General features: G+C 70.6%; 16 protein-coding genes. All 16 read right to left on the bottom strand.

All coding sequences use genetic code 11. The annotated features are described in order from the left end of the window. Position 1: 1 nt before the first annotated feature. Positions 2-1,348, bottom strand: a complete 1,347-nt coding sequence (gene nuoH, locus D2L64_RS20255) for an NADH-quinone oxidoreductase subunit NuoH (RefSeq protein ID WP_119578792.1) — start codon at positions 1,346-1,348, stop codon at positions 2-4. Next, complete coding sequence (locus D2L64_RS20250; RefSeq protein WP_119578791.1) at positions 1,345-3,840, bottom strand: NADH-quinone oxidoreductase subunit G; 2,496 nt, start codon at positions 3,838-3,840, stop codon at positions 1,345-1,347. Before D2L64_RS20250 ends, nuoH begins: the two co-directional genes overlap by 4 nt. Further along, on the bottom strand, positions 3,840-5,156 hold the full coding sequence (nuoF, locus tag D2L64_RS20245) for an NADH-quinone oxidoreductase subunit NuoF (RefSeq protein ID WP_119578790.1): 1,317 nt from the start codon (positions 5,154-5,156) through the stop codon (positions 3,840-3,842). The genes D2L64_RS20250 and nuoF overlap by 1 nt, the downstream gene beginning before the upstream one ends. After that, entirely contained in the window at positions 5,153-6,187 is a 1,035-nt protein-coding gene (gene nuoE, locus D2L64_RS20240) for an NADH-quinone oxidoreductase subunit NuoE (protein WP_119578789.1), read from the bottom strand. The genes nuoF and nuoE overlap by 4 nt, the downstream gene beginning before the upstream one ends. Then, positions 6,184-7,506 carry an NADH-quinone oxidoreductase subunit D gene (locus D2L64_RS20235; protein ID WP_119578788.1) on the bottom strand — a complete coding sequence of 441 codons (1,323 nt, stop codon included), beginning with the start codon at positions 7,504-7,506 and terminating at the stop codon, positions 6,184-6,186. Before D2L64_RS20235 ends, nuoE begins: the two co-directional genes overlap by 4 nt. Beyond that, positions 7,503-8,234: an NADH-quinone oxidoreductase subunit C gene (locus D2L64_RS20230; RefSeq protein WP_119578787.1), complete on the bottom strand. Its 732-nt coding sequence runs from the start codon at positions 8,232-8,234 to the stop codon at positions 7,503-7,505. The genes D2L64_RS20235 and D2L64_RS20230 overlap by 4 nt, the downstream gene beginning before the upstream one ends. Then, positions 8,231-8,908, bottom strand: coding sequence for a NuoB/complex I 20 kDa subunit family protein (locus D2L64_RS20225; RefSeq protein WP_119578786.1), 678 nt, complete (start codon positions 8,906-8,908; stop codon positions 8,231-8,233). The genes D2L64_RS20230 and D2L64_RS20225 overlap by 4 nt, the downstream gene beginning before the upstream one ends. A 14-nt stretch (positions 8,909-8,922) precedes the next feature. Next, positions 8,923-9,288 (bottom strand): NADH-quinone oxidoreductase subunit A, encoded by a 366-nt coding sequence (locus D2L64_RS20220; protein WP_119578785.1) that lies wholly within the window; start codon positions 9,286-9,288, stop codon positions 8,923-8,925. A gap of 97 nt (positions 9,289-9,385) precedes the next feature. Continuing rightward, on the bottom strand, positions 9,386-10,660 hold the full coding sequence (locus D2L64_RS20215; protein WP_119578784.1) for a geranylgeranyl reductase family protein: 1,275 nt from the start codon (positions 10,658-10,660) through the stop codon (positions 9,386-9,388). Between the two features lie 199 nt (positions 10,661-10,859). Beyond that, positions 10,860-11,069, bottom strand: a complete 210-nt coding sequence (locus tag D2L64_RS20210) for a hypothetical protein (RefSeq protein ID WP_119578783.1) — start codon at positions 11,067-11,069, stop codon at positions 10,860-10,862. Between the two features lie 58 nt (positions 11,070-11,127). Beyond that, positions 11,128-11,838, bottom strand: a complete 711-nt coding sequence (locus D2L64_RS20205; protein WP_119578782.1) for a demethylmenaquinone methyltransferase — start codon at positions 11,836-11,838, stop codon at positions 11,128-11,130. Positions 11,839-11,986: 148 nt separating this feature from the next. Further along, entirely contained in the window at positions 11,987-13,171 is a 1,185-nt protein-coding gene (locus D2L64_RS20200) for a COG1361 family protein (protein ID WP_119578781.1), read from the bottom strand. Positions 13,172-13,498: 327 nt separating this feature from the next. Then, complete coding sequence (gene mqnC / locus D2L64_RS20195) at positions 13,499-14,689, bottom strand: cyclic dehypoxanthinyl futalosine synthase (RefSeq protein WP_119578780.1); 1,191 nt, start codon at positions 14,687-14,689, stop codon at positions 13,499-13,501. A gap of 145 nt (positions 14,690-14,834) precedes the next feature. Then, positions 14,835-15,635 carry an SGNH/GDSL hydrolase family protein gene (locus D2L64_RS20190; protein WP_119578779.1) on the bottom strand — a complete coding sequence of 267 codons (801 nt, stop codon included), beginning with the start codon at positions 15,633-15,635 and terminating at the stop codon, positions 14,835-14,837. Positions 15,636-15,828: 193 nt separating this feature from the next. After that, positions 15,829-16,959 (bottom strand): 1,2-phenylacetyl-CoA epoxidase subunit PaaE, encoded by a 1,131-nt coding sequence (gene paaE / locus D2L64_RS20185; RefSeq protein ID WP_119578778.1) that lies wholly within the window; start codon positions 16,957-16,959, stop codon positions 15,829-15,831. Next, complete coding sequence (gene paaD, locus D2L64_RS20180; protein ID WP_119578821.1) at positions 16,956-17,432, bottom strand: 1,2-phenylacetyl-CoA epoxidase subunit PaaD; 477 nt, start codon at positions 17,430-17,432, stop codon at positions 16,956-16,958. Before paaD ends, paaE begins: the two co-directional genes overlap by 4 nt. Between the last annotated feature and the right edge of the window lie 4 nt (positions 17,433-17,436).

The following is a 17,436-nucleotide window of genomic DNA, read 5'->3' as shown; positions in this document are numbered from 1 at the left end:
GTCACACCTCCTCAGAGTCCTGGCCGGCGGGGGCGTTGGCCGGCTCCCGCTCGGCGACCATGCGCCGGGTGCGCGGGCTCGGTGGTACCTGCAGGTCCAGCGGGGGCAGCGGGAAGCTGCCCTGTGGACGGTTCTCGACCTGTTCGGCGAGGGTCGGCTTCGGCCGCGCCTTGCGGCTCGGCCAGAACAGCGCGGCGATCAGCGCGAGACCGCCGACGATCCCGAACACGATCAGGCGGTCGTTGCGCTCGAAGTCCTGCATCTTGAGCCAGCCGGCCAGGAAGACGATCCAGACCAGGCTGACCGGGATCAGCACCTTCCAGCCGAAGCGCATCAGCTGGTCGTACCGCAGCCGGGGCAGGGTGCCGCGCAGCCAGACGAAGACGAAGACCAGCAGGACGACCTTGCCGAAGAACCAGAGCAGCGGCCACCAGCCGGAGTTGGCGCCCGACCAGATGCTGATCGGCCACGGCGCGTACCAGCCGCCGAGGAAGAGCGTCACGGTGAACGCCGACATGGTCACCATCGCGACGTACTCGCTGAGCATGATCAGTGCGAACTTCAGCGAGCTGTACTCGGTCATGAAGCCCGCCACCAGCTCCGACTCCGCCTCGGGCAGGTCGAACGGCGGGCGGTTGGTCTCACCGACGATGGAGACGAAGAAGACCACGAAGCTCGGGAAGAGCAGTACCGCGTACCAGCCCGGACCGTCGAACTCGGCGCCGAAGAAGTTCAGCGTGATGCCGTTGCCCTGGGCGGCGACGATCTCGCTGGTGGACATCGTGCCGGCGAGCATGAACACCGCCACGATGGACAGGCCCAGCGCCACCTCGTACGAGATCAGCTGGGCGCTGGAGCGCAGCCCACCCAGCAACGGGTAGGTCGAGCCGGACGCCCAGCCGGCGAGCACGATGCCGTACACCGCCATCGAGGAGAGGGCGAGCACCACCAGCACCGCCACCGGCACGTCGGTGACCTGGAGCGGCGTCTGGTGGCCGAAGATGCTCACCATCGGGCCGAACGGGATCACCGACAGCGCGGTGACCGCGCAGATCACCGAGATCGCCGGAGCGAAGAAGTAGATGACCTTGTCCGCGGCCTTGGGGAGGATGTCCTCCTTGAAAGCCATCTTCAGGCCGTCGGCGAGGGTCTGCAGCAGACCGAACGGGCCGAGCTGGTTCGGGCCGGGCCGGACCTGCATGAAGCCGACCACCCGTCGCTCGAACCAGACACCGAGCAGGGTGCCGAGCAGCGCGACGACGAAGGCAAAGACGATCTTGCCGAGGATCAGCCACCACGGGTCGTGGCCGAAGTCCGTGAGCGACGGCGCCTGAGTGAGTAGCTTCATGCGACACCCCCGGAGGAGTTGAGGAGCGGGCCCGGACGGCCGGCGGCGTCCGCGGCAGCCGGCTCGGTGGTACCGGGCACGGAGATCCGCACCACCGCGCCGGAGGTAGCGCCCAGGCTCCGCCGCACCGTGGCGCCGGGCGAGTTGGTGGGCAGCCAGACCACCCCGTCCGGCATCTCGGTGACCGCCGCCGGCAGGGTCAGCGCCCCCCGGTCGGTACCCACCGTCACCGGATCGCCGTCGGCCACCCCGAGCGCCTCGGCGGTGCCCTTGCCGAGCCGGACCACCGGCGGCCGGGCGGTGCCACCCAGGTACTCGTCACCGTCGGTGAGGCTGCCCAGGTCGACCAGCTGGTGCCAGGTTGCCAGGATCGCCTCGCCGGCACCCGGCTGCGACACCGATCCCGGCGCCACCACCGGGGCGGCGGGTCGCGGCACCCGGGTCGCCGGCAGGCCACCCAGCTCGCGCCGCACGCTCAGCACGTCCCCGGTGCCCAGCCGGGCGTCCAGCTGGGCGGCGAGGGCGTCGAGCACCCGGCCGTCGGTCATCGCGGCGGTGTTCAGCACCGCGTCGAACGGGCGCAGCCGGCCCTCCCAGTCCAGGAAGCTGCCGGCCTTCTCGACCACCGGCGCGACCGGCAGGACCACGTCCGCCCGGCGGGTCACCGCGCTGGCCCGCAGCTCCAGGCTGACCAGGAAGGGCACCGCGTCCAGGGCCTGCTCGGCCAGGCGCGGGTCGGCCAGGTCCGCCGGGTCGACCCCGGCCACCACGAGCGCGCCGAGCTGACCCGCGGCGGCGGCGGCGAGGATGCCGTCGGTGTCCCGGCCGGCCTGGCTCGGGATCACCCCGGCCGGGATGTCCCAGGCCTCGCCGAGTTCCGCGCGGGCGGCCGGCTCGGTGACCAGGCGTCCACCGGGCAGCAGGTTGGGCAGGCAGCCGGTGTCGACCGCACCCCGGTCACCGGCGCGCCGCGGCACCCAGGCCAGCTTCGCGCCGGTACGCGCGGCCACCTCGGCGGCGGCGGAGAGGCCACCCGGTACGGACGCCAGCCGCTCCCCGACGATCAGGATCGCGCCCTCGGCGCCGAGCGCCTCGGCCACGGTGGCGTGCTCGGCGAGCACCCCGGCCTCCTCGCCCGGCACCACCCGGGCCAGCTTGGCACCGAGCTTCTCCAGGCCGCGGGTGGCGAACGGCGCGATCGCGTACACCTTGAGCTTGTTCTTCAGGTATGCCTTACGCAGCCGCAGGAAGAGGATCGGGCACTCCTCCTCCGGCTCCAGGCCGACCAGCACCACGGCCGGCGCCTGCTCGACGTCGGCGTAGGTGACGTCGGTGCTGCCGGCCACCGAGCTGGCCAGGAAGTCGGCCTCCTCACGGGAGACCGGCCGGGCCCGGAAGTCGATGTCGTTGGTGTGCAGCGCGACCCGGGCGAACTTGGCGTACGCGTACGCGTCCTCGACGGTCAGCCGGCCGCCGGTGAGCACCGCCGAGCCCTGACCGCCGTCGCGGGCCGCCCGCAGCCCCTCCGCGGCGACGTGCAGTGCCTCGCTCCAGGACGCCTCGCGCAGCTCACCGGTGCGCTGGTCGCGGACCAGCGGGGTGGTGAGCCGGTCGGTGGCCCGGGCGTACTGGAAGCCCCAGCGGCCCTTGTCGCAGTTCCACTCCTCGTTGACCTGCGGGTCGTCGCCGGCGAGCCGGCGCAGCACCTTGCCCCGGCGCCAGTCGGTGCGCTGGGCGCAGCCGGCCGAGCAGTGCTCGCAGACGCTCGGGCTGGAGACCAGGTCGAACGGGCGGGCGCGGAAGCGGTACTGGGTACCGGTCAGCGCGCCGACCGGGCAGATCTGCACCGTGTTGCCGGAGAAGTACGAGTTGAAGGGGACGTCGCCGTCCTCGCCCTCGGTGCCGTAGTCCTCGTCCCGGTAGATGTTGATCTCTTCGGCGGAGGAGCGGTTCATCAGGTCGATGAACTTGTCGCCCGCGATCTCCTCGGAGAACCGGGTGCAGCGCTGGCAGAGCACGCAACGCTCGCGGTCGAGCAGCACCTGGGTGCTGATCGGCAGCGGCTTCGGGTACTCCCGCTTGTGCTCGTGGAACCGGGAGTCGGTGCGCCCGGTCGACATGGCCTGGTTCTGCAGCGGGCACTCGCCGCCCTTGTCGCACATCGGGCAGTCGAGCGGGTGGTTCACCAGCAGCAGCTCCATGATCCCCTCTTGCGCCTTCTTGGCGACCGGGGAGCTGAGCTGGGTACGGACCACCATGCCCTCGGCGACCGTCTGGGTGCAGGAGGCGACGGGCTTGCGCTGCCCCTCCACCTCGACCAGGCACTGCCGGCAGGCGCCGGCCGGGGCCAGCAGCGGGTGGTCACAGAACCGGGGGATCTCGGTACCGATCTGCTCGGCGACGCGGATCAGCAGAGCACCCTTGGGGGCGGTGACCTCGACACCGTCGATGGTGAGGGTGACCGTCTCGGTGGACTTGGCAACGTCGGTCATCAGTGGGCCCCTACGAGGGTCTTCTCCGACAGTTTCGGCGCAGTGCGTCCCTCGATGTAGTCGAGGTAGTCCTGCTTGAAGTACTTCAACGACGAGGTCACCGGGCTGGTGGCACCGTCACCCAGGCCACAGAACGAGCGACCGAGGATGTTGTCGCAGGTGTCCAGGAGGGTGGCCAGGTCGTCGTGGGTGCCCTGGCCGGCGAGGATGCGCCGGTAGACCCGGACCATCCAGTAGTTGCCCTCCCGGCACGGGGTGCACTTGCCACACGACTCGTGGTGGTAGAACTCCAGCCACCGGTAGGTCGCGTAGACCGGGCAGTCCTGGTCGGAGAAGATCTGGGTGGCCGTGGTGCCGAGGATCGAACCGGCGGCGGCCACCCCCTCGAAGTCGAGCGGCACGTCCAGGTGCTCGGCGGTGAGCAGCGGGGTGGACGACCCGCCCGGGGTCCAGAACTTCAGGTTGTGTCCGGGCTGCATTCCGCCGGCCAGCTCGATCAGCTCGCGCAGCGTGATGCCGAGGCCGCACTCGTACTGGCCGGGGTTGGCGATCCGGCCGGAGAGCGAGTAGATCATCGGGCCGGCGGACTTCTCCGTGCCCATGCTCTTCCACCACTCCGCGCCACCGAGCACGATGTACGGCACGCTGGAGATGGTGCCGACGTTGTTGACCACGGTGGGGCTGGCGTACAGGCCGTGGGTGGCCGGGAACGGCGGGCGCAGCCGGGGCTGGCCGCGGAAGCCCTCCAGCGAGTCGAGCAGCGCGGTCTCCTCGCCGCAGATGTACGCCCCGGCGCCCGAGTGCACCACCAGCTCCAGGTCGAAGCCGCTGCCGAGGATGTTCCTGCCCAGGTAGCCCTTGGCCGTCGCCTCCTGGACGGCGTTGCGCAGCCGACGCGCGGCGTGCACCGCCTCACCCCGGATGTAGATGTACGCCCGGTTGGCCCGGATCGCGTACGAGGCGATGATCACGCCCTCGACCAGCGAGTGCGGGTCGTGGGTCATCAGCGGCAGGTCCTTGCAGGTGCCCGGCTCGCCCTCGTCGGCGTTGACCACCAGGTAGTGCGGCTTGCCGTCGCCCTGTGGGATGAAGCCCCACTTGAGCCCGGTCGGGAAGCCGGCGCCGCCGCGACCACGCAGCCCGGAGTCCTTGATCAGCTGGATCAGGTCGTCCGGGTGCGCCTTGAGCGCCTTGCGCAGCGCCGCGTAGCCGTCCAGCCGCTCGTAGGTGCCGATCCGCCAGGCGTCGGGCGACAGCCAGCGCTTGGTCAGCACCGGCGTCAGTTTGGCCAGGGTCTCCGGCCGAGGCGTGGTCACTTCTGAGCCCCCTTGTCGTTCGCGGAGTCGGGGCCGACCGCCTCCGCCTCGCTGAGGTTGCGCTGCTGCGCCTCGGCGTCGTCGCCGGCGGGCTTGGCGTCACCTGCGGGCTTGTTGGCGGCCGCGCCGGCCGCCTCCGCCGCCTGGGCGTCGCGCGGCGCGGGCGGCGCGCCGTCGGTCGGCACCTTGGTGCCGGGCGCGTCCGGCACCGCGGTCTTCGCGTCCGGTTGCCGGGTCTCGGCGGTACGCACCTGCGGCGACTTGCGGTCCGGCGCCGGCACGTCCGGCGCGGTGCTGCCGGTGGGCGCGGCCTTCGCCGGGGTGGCCGGGGCGGGCGTGTCGGCGGCCTGGGTGCTGCGGATCGGGGTGTTCGGGTCGAAGCCCGGCGCCGAGATCTGGTGCTCCTGGGCCAGCCGCAGGCCGCGCAGGCTGGGCTCGCCCGGCACCCCGTCGGCGACCGCGCCCTCGCGCTCGTCGGCGAAGCCGGCGAGCTGGACCGCCATCTCCTTGAGCGTGCAGAGCCGGGCGCCCCGGCTCGGGGTGGGCCGACCGCCGGCCCGCAGCTCGTCGACCAGGCCTACCGCGGTCTGCGGGTCGACCCCGTCGAAGAAGTCGTAGTTGACGGTCAGCACCGGGCCGTAGTCGCAGGCCGCCAGGCACTCGGCATGCTCCAGCGTGATCTTGCCGTCGGTGGTGGTCTCGTCGTGCCCGACGCCCAGGTGCTCGACGAGCGTGTCGTAGACCTCCTGGCCGCCCAGCACGTTGCACATCGTGTTGGTGCAGACGCTGACCAGCCAGTCGCCGGTGGGCCGGCGCTTGTACATGGTGTAGAAGCTGGCCACCGCACCGACCTGGGCCTTGTTCAGGCCGAGCACCTCGGCGCAGAACGCCACGCCGGCCGGGGAGACGTAACCCTCCTCGGACTGCACCAGGTGCAGCAGGGGCAGCAGGGCCGAGCGCGACCGGTCGGCCGGGTACCGGGCGATGATCTCCCGGGCCCGGGCCCGCGTTTCGTCAGTGAAGACCATCACCGGTCACAACCTCCCATTACCGGGTCCAGCGAGGCACCGCCGGCGATCACGTCGGCGATCAGGCCACCCTCGGCCATCGCCGGCAGGGCCTGGAGGTTGACGAAGCTCGGCTCCCGGTAGTGCACCCGGTACGGCCGGGTGCCACCGTCGGAGACCGCGTGTACGCCGAGTTCGCCGCGGGGTGACTCGATGCCCACGTACACCTGGCCCGGCGGCACCCGGAAGCCCTCCGTCACCAGCTTGAAGTGGTGGATCAGGGACTCCATCGACTGGCCCATGATCTTTGCGACGTGCTCCAGCGAGTTGCCCATGCCGTCGACGCCGATGGCCAGCTGCGCCGGCCAGGCGATCTTCTTGTCGGCCACCATCACCGGTCCCGGCTTGAGCCGGTCGAGGGCCTGCTCAACGAGCTTGAGCGACTCCCGCATCTCGGCCATCCGGACCAGGTAGCGGCCCCACACGTCACCGTCGGGGTGCGTCGGCACGTCGAACTCGTAGTCCTCGTAACCGCAGTACGGCATGGTCTTGCGCAGGTCCCAGGCCAGGCCGGCCGACCGCAGCACCGGGCCGGTGACGCCGAGCGCCACGCAGCCGGTCACGTCGAGCACCGCGACGTTCTGCGTACGCTCCAGCCAGATCGGCTGGCCGGAGAGCAGGTCCTCGTACTCCTTGAGCCGCTTCGGCATCATCTTGAGGAACTCGCGGATCTTGACGATCGCCTCGTCCGGCACGTCCTGGGCGACCCCGCCCGGCCGCACGTACGCATGGTTCATCCGCAGGCCGGTGATCAGCTCGAAGATCTCCAGGATGTACTCACGCTCGCGGAAGCCGTAGAGCATGATCGAGATCGCGCCCAGCTCCATGCCCGTGGTGGCCACCCAGACCAGGTGCGAGGAGATCCGGTTCAGCTCCATCATGAGCACCCGGATCGTGTTGGCCCGCTCGGTCACCTCGTCGGTGATGCCGAGCAGCTTCTCCACGGCCAGCGAGTACGCGGTCTCGTTGAAGATCGGCGCGAGGTAGTCCATCCGGGTCACGAACGTCGAACCCTGGACCCAGTTGCGGTACTCGAGGTTCTTCTCGATGCCGGTGTGCAGGTAGCCGATGACCGAGCGGGCCTCCCGGACCGTCTCGCCCTCCAGCTCCAGGACCAGCCGGAGCACGCCGTGCGTGGACGGGTGCTGCGGGCCCATGTTGACGACGATCCGACCCTCGTTGATCGGGTCGACGCCGGAGACCACGTCGTCCCAGTCCCCGCCGGTGACGGTGAAGACCCGGCCCTCGGTGGTCTCGCGCTCGCTGGCGTAGTTCGACGTCATTGGTAAGACCTCCGCTTGTCTGGCGGCGGGATCTCGGCGCCCTTGTACTCCACGGGCACGCCGCCGAGGGGGTAGTCCTTGCGCTGCGGGTGGCCCTCCCAGTCGTCCGGCATGAGGATCCGGGTCAGCGCCGGGTGGCCGTCGAAGACGACGCCGAACATGTCGTACGTCTCCCGCTCCTGCCAGTCGGCCGTCGGGTAGACGGCGGTGACGCTGGGCAGGTGCGGTTCCTCGACGGAGACGGCGGCCTCCAGCCGCACCCGCCGCCGGTAGGTCATCGAGGTCAGCTGGTAGACCACGTGCAGCCGGCGGACGTCGGCACCCAGGTAGTCCACCCCGGAGACCGAGGAGCACAGCTCGAAGCGCAGCGCCGGGTCGTCCCGCATCACCTGGCAGACCTCGGCGATCCGCTCCGGCCGGATGTGCAGGGTCAGCTCGCCGCGGTCGACCACCACGTGCTCGACCGCCTCGCCGAAGGCGGGGTACGCCTCCTCCAGCGCGTCGCGGACCTCGTCGAAGTACCCACCGTACGGCCGGGGCGAGTCCTCGACGGTGTGCTGCGGCCGGACCAGGCCACCGAAGCCGGAGACGTCACCGGTGCCCTGGTTGCCGAACATGCCCCGGCCGGCCGGCGCGGCCGGCGGGAACTCGGCGGGAGCGCCGCTGGTCGCCCCGGCCGGCGTCACCGGAACCGGTACGCCGCCGGTACTCGGCTTGGAGTCAGTCACTTGATCCCCCGGTACGGCTGGAGGTGGTTCTGGGCCTTCATCCAGTTCTCGATCCGCAGCTGCTCCTCGCGGCCCTCGCGGACGGCCTTCGTCCACTCGGCCCGCCGGGCCTTGTCACTGCGGTACGACGACGGCATCGAGCCGTACGGCACCACCGGCACGTCGCCACGCGCCTCCCGGGCGGCCAGCATCTTGCGACCGTTCGGGCCGAGCGGCTCGTGACCGATCTTCTCGCGGAGCTTGAGGATCGCGTCGATCAGCATCTCCGGCCGGGGCGGGCAGCCCGGCAGGTACATGTCGACCGGCACCACGTGGTCCACGCCCTGCACGATGGCGTAGTTGTTGAACATGCCGCCGCTGCTGGCGCAGACGCCCATCGACAGCACCCAGCGGGGCTCGGCCATCTGGTCGTAGATCTGGCGCAGCACCGGGGCCATCTTCTGGCTCACCCGGCCGGCCACGATCATCAGGTCGGCCTGCCGGGGCGAGGCCCGGAAGACCTCCATGCCCCACCGGCCCATGTCGTAGTGCGGACCACCGGCGGCCATCATCTCGATGGCGCAGCAGGCCAGACCGAACGTGGCGCCCCAGACCGAGGACTTGCGCGACCAGTTGACCAGCTTCTCCACCGAGGTGAGCAGGACACCGGCGGGGAGTTTCTCCTCGATACCCATCTGCGGTTCCTTCCTCAGTCCCAGTCCAGGCCGCCGCGACGCCACTCGTAGGCGTACGCGACGAAGACCGCACCGATGAACATGAACATGGCCACCAACCCGAACACCGGCAGGATGTCGAAGGAGACCGCCCACGGGTAGAGAAAGATCATTTCTACGTCGAAGACAATGAAGAGCATCGCCGTCAGGTAGAACTTGACCGGGAACCGGCTTCCGCCGATCGGTTGCGGACTGGGCTCGATTCCGCACTCGTAGGCTTCGAGCTTGGCCTTGTTGTAGCGCCGTGGCCCGGTGAACCGGGCGGCGGCTATCGAGAACAGCGCGAAGGCCGCGGCGAGGGCGAGAAGCCCGATGATGGGTACGTAAGGCGAGAGCGACATCTTCTTCTCCTGCTCGTCCTTCCCTGCCCTCGTTCGTTGGCGAAATTCACACTATTCACATCCCACTCCGCGACCTTCGGCGGGGTGGCCTTGCGTCCTAGACCGCCGGCGCGACCCGAGTCATCGCATTGATCACTCGGTCCATCGCGTCGCCGCCCCGCGGGTCGGTGAGGTTGGCCAGGAGCTTGAGTACGAAACGCATCAGCGTCGGGTGGGGCATGCCGTGCTTCGTCGCCACGCGCATGATCTCGGGCCGACCGATCAGCTTCACGAAGATCCCGCCGAGCCGGTAGTAGCCGCCGAACCGGGTCTTCAACTCCTGCGGGTACGCCATCAGCGCCCGCTCCCGCTCGACGCCGGCCGGTCGGGCCAGGGCCTGCACCGCGACCTCCGCGGCCAGCTCACCGGACTCCATCGCGTACGCGATGCCCTCGCCGTTGAACGGGTTGACCATGCCGCCGGAGTCGCCGACAAGCATGACCCCCCGGGTGTAGTGCGGCACCCGGTTGAAGCCCATCGGCAGCGCGGCACCGAGGATCGACCCCTCGGCGTTGGTCTCGTCGGTCATCCCCCACTCCGGCGGCGTGTTGGCCAGCCAGTCGGTGAGCAGCCGCCGGTAGTTGGTCTTGCCGAACGCCGAGGAGGAGTTGAGGATGCCGAGACCCACGTTTACCCGGCCGTCACCGAGGCCGAAGATCCAGCCATAGCCGGGCAGCAGCGCGCCGGTGCCCTTGGCCCGCAGTTCCAGCCAGGACTCCAGGTAGTCGTCGGCGTGCCGGACCTCGGAGCGGTAGTAGCGCCGTACCGCCACGCCGATCGGCCGGTCCTCGCGTTTGGCCAACCCGAGGGCGAGCGGGAACCGACCCGAGACACCGTCGGCGGCGACCACCAGCGGCGCGTGGAAGGTGGCTGGCGCCTTGTCCGGGCCGTCCTCGGCCTGCACCCCGATCACCCGACCGTCCGTGTCGAGCACCGGGCCGATGACGTTGACGTTGGTACGCAGCTTGGCCCCGGCGTCGACCGCCCGCCGGGCGAGCAGATCGTCGAAGTCCAGCCGGGTACGCACCAGGCCGTAGTTGGGGAAACTCGCCAGGTCTGGCCAGTCCAACTCCAGCCGGACCCCGCCGCCGATCACCCGCAGTCCCCGGTTGTGCAGCCAGCCGGCCTCCGGCGAGGTGTCCACACCCATCCGGATCAGCTGACGCACCGCGCGTGGCGTCAGCCCGTCACCGCAGACCTTCTCCCGGGGGAACTCGGTCTTCTCCAGCAGCAGCACACGTACGCCGTGCCGCGCCAGGTGGTACGCCGTCGCCGATCCACCGGGACCGGCGCCCACGACGATCACGTCGGCGTCGTTCTCCACCGCAGTCATCCGGACCTCCTCCCCGCCTGCTCGTGAAATGCTTCACAAGCCAGCCGGAAGGAGTCTATGACCGGTGCCATATGCTCGCGTTGTTAGGGCGCCCTAACCTCCTGGAAACGCGCCCAGCCGCGTCGATCGGGCGCGCCGCACGCCCGGATCCGCCGCTATCCCTTGATCAACGGAGCGGCGCGCGGGCGGGGACGAGGAGTCAGGGCCGGGTCGGGGTTATCGCGTCCAGGCCGGCGCGGATGGTCGCCGGCAGGTGCTCGCGCAGGGTGCCCCCGGCGGCCCGGTCCAGGGCCGCGAGCACCTCGGAGACCACCTGGCGCACCTCGGCGGGATCCGCACCGGCCAGCTCGCGAAGTTGGTCGACCAACTCCACGGCGTCGCCGGTCGCCGCGTCCTTCGGATCCGTCATGCCGGACAGCCTACGCGGCGAATGCCGCCAAATCAGGACATCACTATAAATACCGCAATCAGTCCCGGGTGGCGCGGTGCAGGGCCACCACACCGCCGGTCAGGTTGCGCCAGGCCACCCGACCCCAGCCGGCCGCGGCCACCCGGGCCGCCAGCGCCGCCTGGTCCGGCCAGGCCCGGATGGACTCGGCGAGGTAGACGTACGCGTCCGGGTTACTGGCGACGGCCCGGGCCACCGACGGCAGGGAACGCATCAGGTACGACAGGTAGACCGTGCGGAAGGCGGGGTTGACCGGCGTACTGAACTCGCAGATCACCAGTCGGCCGCCCGGCCGGGTCACCCGGGCCAGTTCGCGCAGCGCCGCGTCGGTGTCGTTGACGTTGCGCAACGCGAAGGAGATGGTCACCGCGTCGAAGGTGGCGTCGGCGAAGGGCAGCCGTAGCGCGTCCCCGGCCAGCAGCGGCACGTGCGGACGGGAGCGCTTTCCGGCGGACAGCATGCCGAGCGACAGGTCGGCGCCGACCGCGTACGCCCCGGAGTGGGCCAGCTCCTCGGTGGACACTCCGGTGCCGGCACCCACGTCGAGCACCCGGTCACCGGGGCGCAGGCCGAGGGCGGTCCGGGTGGCCCGCCGCCAGAACCGGTCCTGCCCGAAGGAGAGGACGGTGTTGGTCAGGTCGTATCGGGCCGCCACGCCGTCGAACATCGCGGCGACCTCGTGCGGCTGCTTGTCCAGGCTGGCGCGCTGGCCCTGCGGGGTACGGCTCACCCCTCCACTCTGCCAGCCCGGCCGGAACCGGACTGCGGCCAGGGTCACCGCCGGCCGGCACACACAGTACGGGCGGGATGGTCACCCATCCCGCCCGTACTGCCGTGCGTTATGTGAACGGCCCGCGCGGGCCGATAGAGGACGAACCTCAGCTGTTGGACTTCTCGTCACCCGGGGTCACCAGGACCACCCGGCGACGGCGGGCGACCAGGAACATCGCCGCACCGGCGACCACGACGGCCGCGCCGACGCCACCGATCAGACCGGCCTGCACACCGGTGACCGGCAGACCGCCGCCACCGCCACCGCCGCCGGCCGGGGCGGCCAGGATGACCGCGAAGTCGTCCGAGTTGTCGGACGGGTCGAGGTCGGCGAAGTCCGACTCCTCGGCCTTACGCACCTGGGCCTTGGCGAAGCCCGGCTTCTTGGCCTGGGCGCTCACCCGGGCTTCCGGCGACAGCACGCCGAAGGAGGTGGCCTCCAGCGAACCGCCCTTGAGGGTGGCCGGCACGTCGAGGTCCGCGTCCACCACGATCGGCAGCTCGATGAACAACAGCAGATCCGACTCGAACGCGAAGTTCTTGTCCTCGCAGACGACGGTGCGCTCGTCGTCGCTGACGTCGCAGCCCTCGATCGGCAGGACCGTCACGCCCTCGGGCAGCTGGAAGGTCAGCTTGAGGCCCTTGGCGGTCCGGTTGCCCTGGTTGACGATCTCGCCGTAGACCACGGCGGTGTCACCGGGAAGGAGCTTCTTGCCCTCCGTCCCGGTCTCGAAGTCGAAGCTGGTCTTCACGTCCGGAACGATCACGCCCAGGTCGACGCCGCTCTCCGGGGTCAACTCGACGTCGACCTCGATGCTGTTGTTGCTGTCATCGGTGTCGTCGTCCGACTCGATGCTGATGGTCACCGGCGCGGTGTACGGCCCGGTGACGCCCTCGTCGGCCTTGACCAGGACGATCAGCACCTCGGTGGTCTCGCCCGGCCCCGGGATCTCGTCCTTGGCCAGCTCGCAGGTGAACACCTCGAGCTTGGTCTCACCGGTGGCGCTGCACTCGCCGTTCGTGATCGGAACGAAGAAGAGCTTCTCGTCGTCCACCTTGGAGACGTCGACCTTGATGAGGACCTTGCTCGGCGTACCCTCGCCCTGGTTTGCAATCTTGGCCCAGGCGAACTTGCCTTCGACGCCGTCGGTGAACCGGGTGCCGGCCGCGGTGATCGCCAGGTCCGTTTCGGTCCCGGCGGCGTAGGCCGGCGCGCCAAGGGCGGCGAAGGCGCCCGAGGCAAGCAGCGCGGCCGTGGCGAGGCTCGCGACACGGCGGGTGCGGAAGATCATGAAGTGGTCTCCCCGTGGGGTGTTGGAAACGTACGGGCGGGGACGTTATCCGCCATCGATCACCCGCGCTACCCCGCAACACCCCAACCGCGACCTGGCTGGCTAATGCTCACTTAAGGATTGTCCGGATTGATGGCTATTGCTGCCCGACAGCACACCCATCCGGGCCCACACCGCGGCATGCTTCTGCCCAGGCGGACGGCCGCGGTAAGCCGTTCGGCTGACCGACCGGCACATGCCGCAACTGACCCAGCGTTCCCGGGTCGTGACCAGCCGTGAGATCCGGTGGACGGTCGGACCGGTTGTCGGTCGCGTCGGGCCAGCCGGTCAGTTCGCCTCGACCAGCGGCAGCGAACGGCCGGCCCCGCCACCGGGCAACGCGATCGAGGAGAAGTGCGAGACCACCCGCTCGTCGACCGGGTCGTCGGCGGGGGTGTGGTGCACGGCGAGTCGGTTGTAGAGGGTGTCCCGCTGGGCTGGGATCCGGTCGGCGGAACGGATCATCCCGATCAGCTCGTGCAGGTTCGACCGGTGGCGGGCACCGGCCGAGGAGATGACGTTCTCCTCCAGCATGATCGAGCCGAGGTCGTCGACGCCCATGTGCAGCGCGAGCTGGCCGACGTCCTTGCCGGTGGTCAGCCAGGAGGCCTGCAGGTGCGGCACGGTCTCGAAGAACAGCCGGGCCACCGCCACCAGGCGCAGGTACTCCAGGGTGGTCGCCTGGGTCCGGCCCTTGAGGTGGTTGTTCTCCGGCTGGTACGTCCACGGGATGAAGGCCCGGAAGCCCTGCGTACGGTCCTGCACGTCGCGGATCATGCGCAGGTGCTCGATCCGCTCGGCGGCGGTCTCGCCGGTGCCCATCATCATCGTCGCGGTCGACTCGACGCCCTGCCGGTGCGCCAGCTCCATGACCTCCAGCCAGCGCTCACCCGACTCCTTCAGCGGCGCGATCGCCTTACGCGGTCGCTCCGGCAGCATCTCGGCGCCGGCACCGGCGATCGAGTCCAGCCCGGCGGCCTTGATCCGGGCGATGGCCTCGTCCAGGCTCACCCCGGAGACCTTGGCCATGTGCAGGATCTCGCTCGGCCCGATCGAGTGGATGGCGAGCTGCGGGTACGCCTGCTTGACCGAGGAGAACAACTCCTCGTAGTACTCCACCCCGTAGTCCGGGTGGTGGCCGCCCTGGAGCATGACCTGGGTGGCACCCAACTCGACCGCCTCGCCGCAGCGGCGCAGGATCTCCTCGGTCGGGTGGGTCCACCCTTCCTGGTGCTTGGGCGCCCGGTAGAAGGCGCAGAACTTGCACGCCGTCACGCAGATGTTGGTGTAGTTGATGTTGCGGTCGATCAGGTACGTGACGACGTTGTCCGGGTAGCGCCGCCGACGCACCGCGTCCGCGGCCTCACCGAGGGCGTGCAGGGGCGCGTCGGTGTAGAGCAGCAGGGCCTCCTCGGGCGTGATCCGCCCACCGGCCGCGCCACGGTGCAGGATGTCGTCGATCTCCCGGCTCGTCGTCACGCCACCGAGCCTACGCCGAGCCTTCGCGGCGACCCGCAAGGGCGCCGCCGACCTGTGACCCACTCCCCTCCCGCCCGCCGCGCAACACGTCCACAGATCCTGGTACGAGAGCGGACGCCCCCGTACCAAGATCCACACGTGGTTGCTAGGAACGGTGGGCGGCGAGCATGAGGGTGTACGCGGCGTGCCCCTCACCGGTGGGGTGGAAGGTCTCGGTGAGGCGGGTCAGGTCGACCCCGTGCAGGAACGGCTTGGGGCTGCACGCCTCGGCCCCGGCGAGGACCGGACGCATGTCGACGAAGGTGACGCCGGCCCGGCCGGCCGCCGTCCGGGTGCCCTCGGCCACCGCGTCCGCGTTGGCGTTCATGTTGGCGCGCTTGGTGGCGCTGGGGCTGATCGCACCGCACGAGCCGGTCCGGGCGACCAGCCTCGGGTAGCCGAGTACGACCACCTTGGCGCGGGGAGCGCGGCGCTTGATCTCGCTGTACAGGCCGGCGAGTTCACCCACCATCTGGTTCCTGGCGTAGTACGACGAGTACATCGTCGCCGTCTCGCAGAACCACTCGCTCTCGGTGAGGCAACCCCTCGCCACCGAGGAGAACTGTGCGTCGTTACCGCCCACCGTGATGCTGACCAGTGCGGTCTTGCCGCTCAGCGCGGAGAGCTGCTTTCCACGCACGTCCGCGATGGTGGCACCGCTACAGGTGACGTCCTTCAACGTGTACCCGCCGAGCGCGGAGACGAGCAACCGGGGGTAGCTCTTCGGGCTACGCAGGCAGGCGCCGCTGGCGGAGTCGTACGGGTACGCCCCGACCCCCGAGGCGTACGAGTCACCGAGAGCGACGTACTCCTGGGTGGCCGCAGCTCGGGCGGGCGCGGCGGCCACCGCGTCCATCGCCACGAACGCCATCGCCGCGGCGAGAACCAGAGAGGTGAACTTGCGCATAGCTTCCCTTCGACCGGAGAGGTCGCCGCTGCGGCGACTCCACTCCCTGACGGCGGCGGGGCGCCATGCGTTCAACCGTCGACGCGACCAGTTGCCCGGCCGCACGGCACCGGCGACAACGCGACCCGGCGCCACGACCGGTGACCAGGAGCCGAGGCCCCCTGGGCCACCTCTCGTGGCCGGCGATCACACGTCACGCGTCGTAGTCGACCACGAGGGTCTCGGTGAGCGGGCTGGACTGACACGTCAACACGTAACCGGCGGCCACCTCGTCGGGCTCCAGCGCGTAGTTGCGGGCCATCTCGACCTCGCCCGAGACCACCCTCGCCCGGCAGGTCGAACAGACCCCGCCCTTGCAGGCGTACGGCAGCTCGCCGCGAACCCGCAACGCCGCGTCCAGCACCCGCTCGTCGCGGCGCATGGTGAAGCTCGACGAACGACCGTCCAACAGGATGGTGACCTCGGTGCCGGCGCCGGGCTCGTCGCCGGGACGGCGCACCGGTGCCGGCGCCGCATCGACGTGGAACAGCTCGGCGTGCACCGCCGACTCCGGCACGCCCCGCCCGGTGAGGACCGCCTTCGCGTCCACCACCAGCCCGTACGGGCCGCAGAGAAACCACTCGGCGATGGCGTCGCCGGGCACGATGGTCGCCAACAGCCGGCCCAGCCGCTCGGCGTCGATCCGCCCGGAGAGCAACGGTGACTCGCCCTGCTCCCGGGAGAGCACGTGCACCAGGTGCAGCCGGGTGGGATACCGGTCCTTCAGGTCGGCCAGTTCCTCGGCGAACATCACGCTGTTGGCCGTGCGGTTGCCGTACACCAGGGTGAAGGTGCTGGCCGGCTCGACGGCCAGCACGGTGGCGACCAGCGACAGCACCGGTGTGATGCCCGAGCCGGCGACCACCGCGCCGTAACGGCGGGTCCGGTCCGGCCGGTACTCCGTGGTGAAGTGCCCAAGCGGCGGCAGCACCTCCACCGTGTCGCCGTTGCGCAACACCCCACAGGCGTACGACGAGAAGGCCCCGCCGGGGATCTCCCGCACGCCGATCCGCAACCGCCCGTGCCGGGCCAGTTCCTCCGGCGTGGAGCAGATGGAGTACGAGCGACGGACGTCTTCGCCGGCCGCCGGTGCGTCGGCCACGGCATCGGCGGGCAGCCGCACCGTCAGGTGCTGGCCCGCACGGAAGGCGAAGGTCGCGCGCAGTTCCTCGGGCACCGCGAAGGTGACCGCGACCGCGTCGGCGGTGAGCCGGTCGACGGCGGCGACGGGCAACGGCTGGAACACCGGCCGGCGGCGAGCCGGGCGGGTGATGGTGACAGTCACAGTGCCTTCACAGTGTCGAAGGGTTCGGAGCAGGCGCGGCAGCGCCAGAGTGCCTTGCACGCGGTGGAGCCGAACCGGCTGAGCTGCTCGGTCTCCGGCGAGCCGCAGCGCGGGCAGCGCACCGTCAGGGTCAGCGGTACGACCCCGTCGCGCCGAACCGGGGCCGGCGGGGCGATCCCCGCCGCGGCCAGCTTGGCCCGCCCGGCATCGCTGATCCAGTCGGTGCTCCAGGCCGGGCTGTGCACCGTGCGAACCTCGACGTCGGGGTGGCCGGCCGCGGTGACCGCGCGCCGGATGTCGGCGCGGATCACGTCCATCGCCGGGCAACCGGTGTACGTGGGCGTGATCGTCACCACCACCCGCCCGGTGCCCGGCTCCACCTCGACGTCGCGCAGGATGCCGAGATCCTCGATGGTGACCACCCGGATCTCCGGGTCCACCACCGCCGCCACGGCCGCGCGGGCGTCGCTCACCGCC

This window comes from Micromonospora radicis (assembly GCF_003583405.1).
GTDB classification, from domain to species: Bacteria; Actinomycetota; Actinomycetes; order Mycobacteriales; family Micromonosporaceae; genus Micromonospora; species Micromonospora radicis.
The sequence above is the reverse complement of the archived record's forward strand: the minus strand, read 5'-3'. Positions and strand labels throughout refer to the sequence as shown.

Bases quoted from the DNA above. Each gene is read 5' to 3' on its own strand.
- D2L64_RS20225 (WP_119578786.1), bottom strand. From the start codon at position 8,908: ATGGGTATCGAGGAGAAACTCCCCGCCGGTGTCCTGCTCACCTCGGTG.
- D2L64_RS20200 (WP_119578781.1), bottom strand. From the start codon at position 13,171: ATGATCTTCCGCACCCGCCGTGTCGCGAGCCTCGCCACGGCCGCGCTG.
- D2L64_RS20190 (WP_119578779.1), bottom strand. From the start codon at position 15,635: ATGCGCAAGTTCACCTCTCTGGTTCTCGCCGCGGCGATGGCGTTCGTG.
- D2L64_RS20210 (WP_119578783.1), bottom strand. From the start codon at position 11,069: ATGACGGATCCGAAGGACGCGGCGACCGGCGACGCCGTGGAGTTGGTC.
- nuoH (WP_119578792.1), bottom strand. From the start codon at position 1,348: ATGAAGCTACTCACTCAGGCGCCGTCGCTCACGGACTTCGGCCACGAC.
- D2L64_RS20235 (WP_119578788.1), bottom strand. From the start codon at position 7,506: ATGACGTCGAACTACGCCAGCGAGCGCGAGACCACCGAGGGCCGGGTC.
- D2L64_RS20215 (WP_119578784.1), bottom strand. From the start codon at position 10,660: ATGACTGCGGTGGAGAACGACGCCGACGTGATCGTCGTGGGCGCCGGT.
- D2L64_RS20220 (WP_119578785.1), bottom strand. From the start codon at position 9,288: ATGTCGCTCTCGCCTTACGTACCCATCATCGGGCTTCTCGCCCTCGCC.
- D2L64_RS20250 (WP_119578791.1), bottom strand. From the start codon at position 3,840: ATGACCGACGTTGCCAAGTCCACCGAGACGGTCACCCTCACCATCGAC.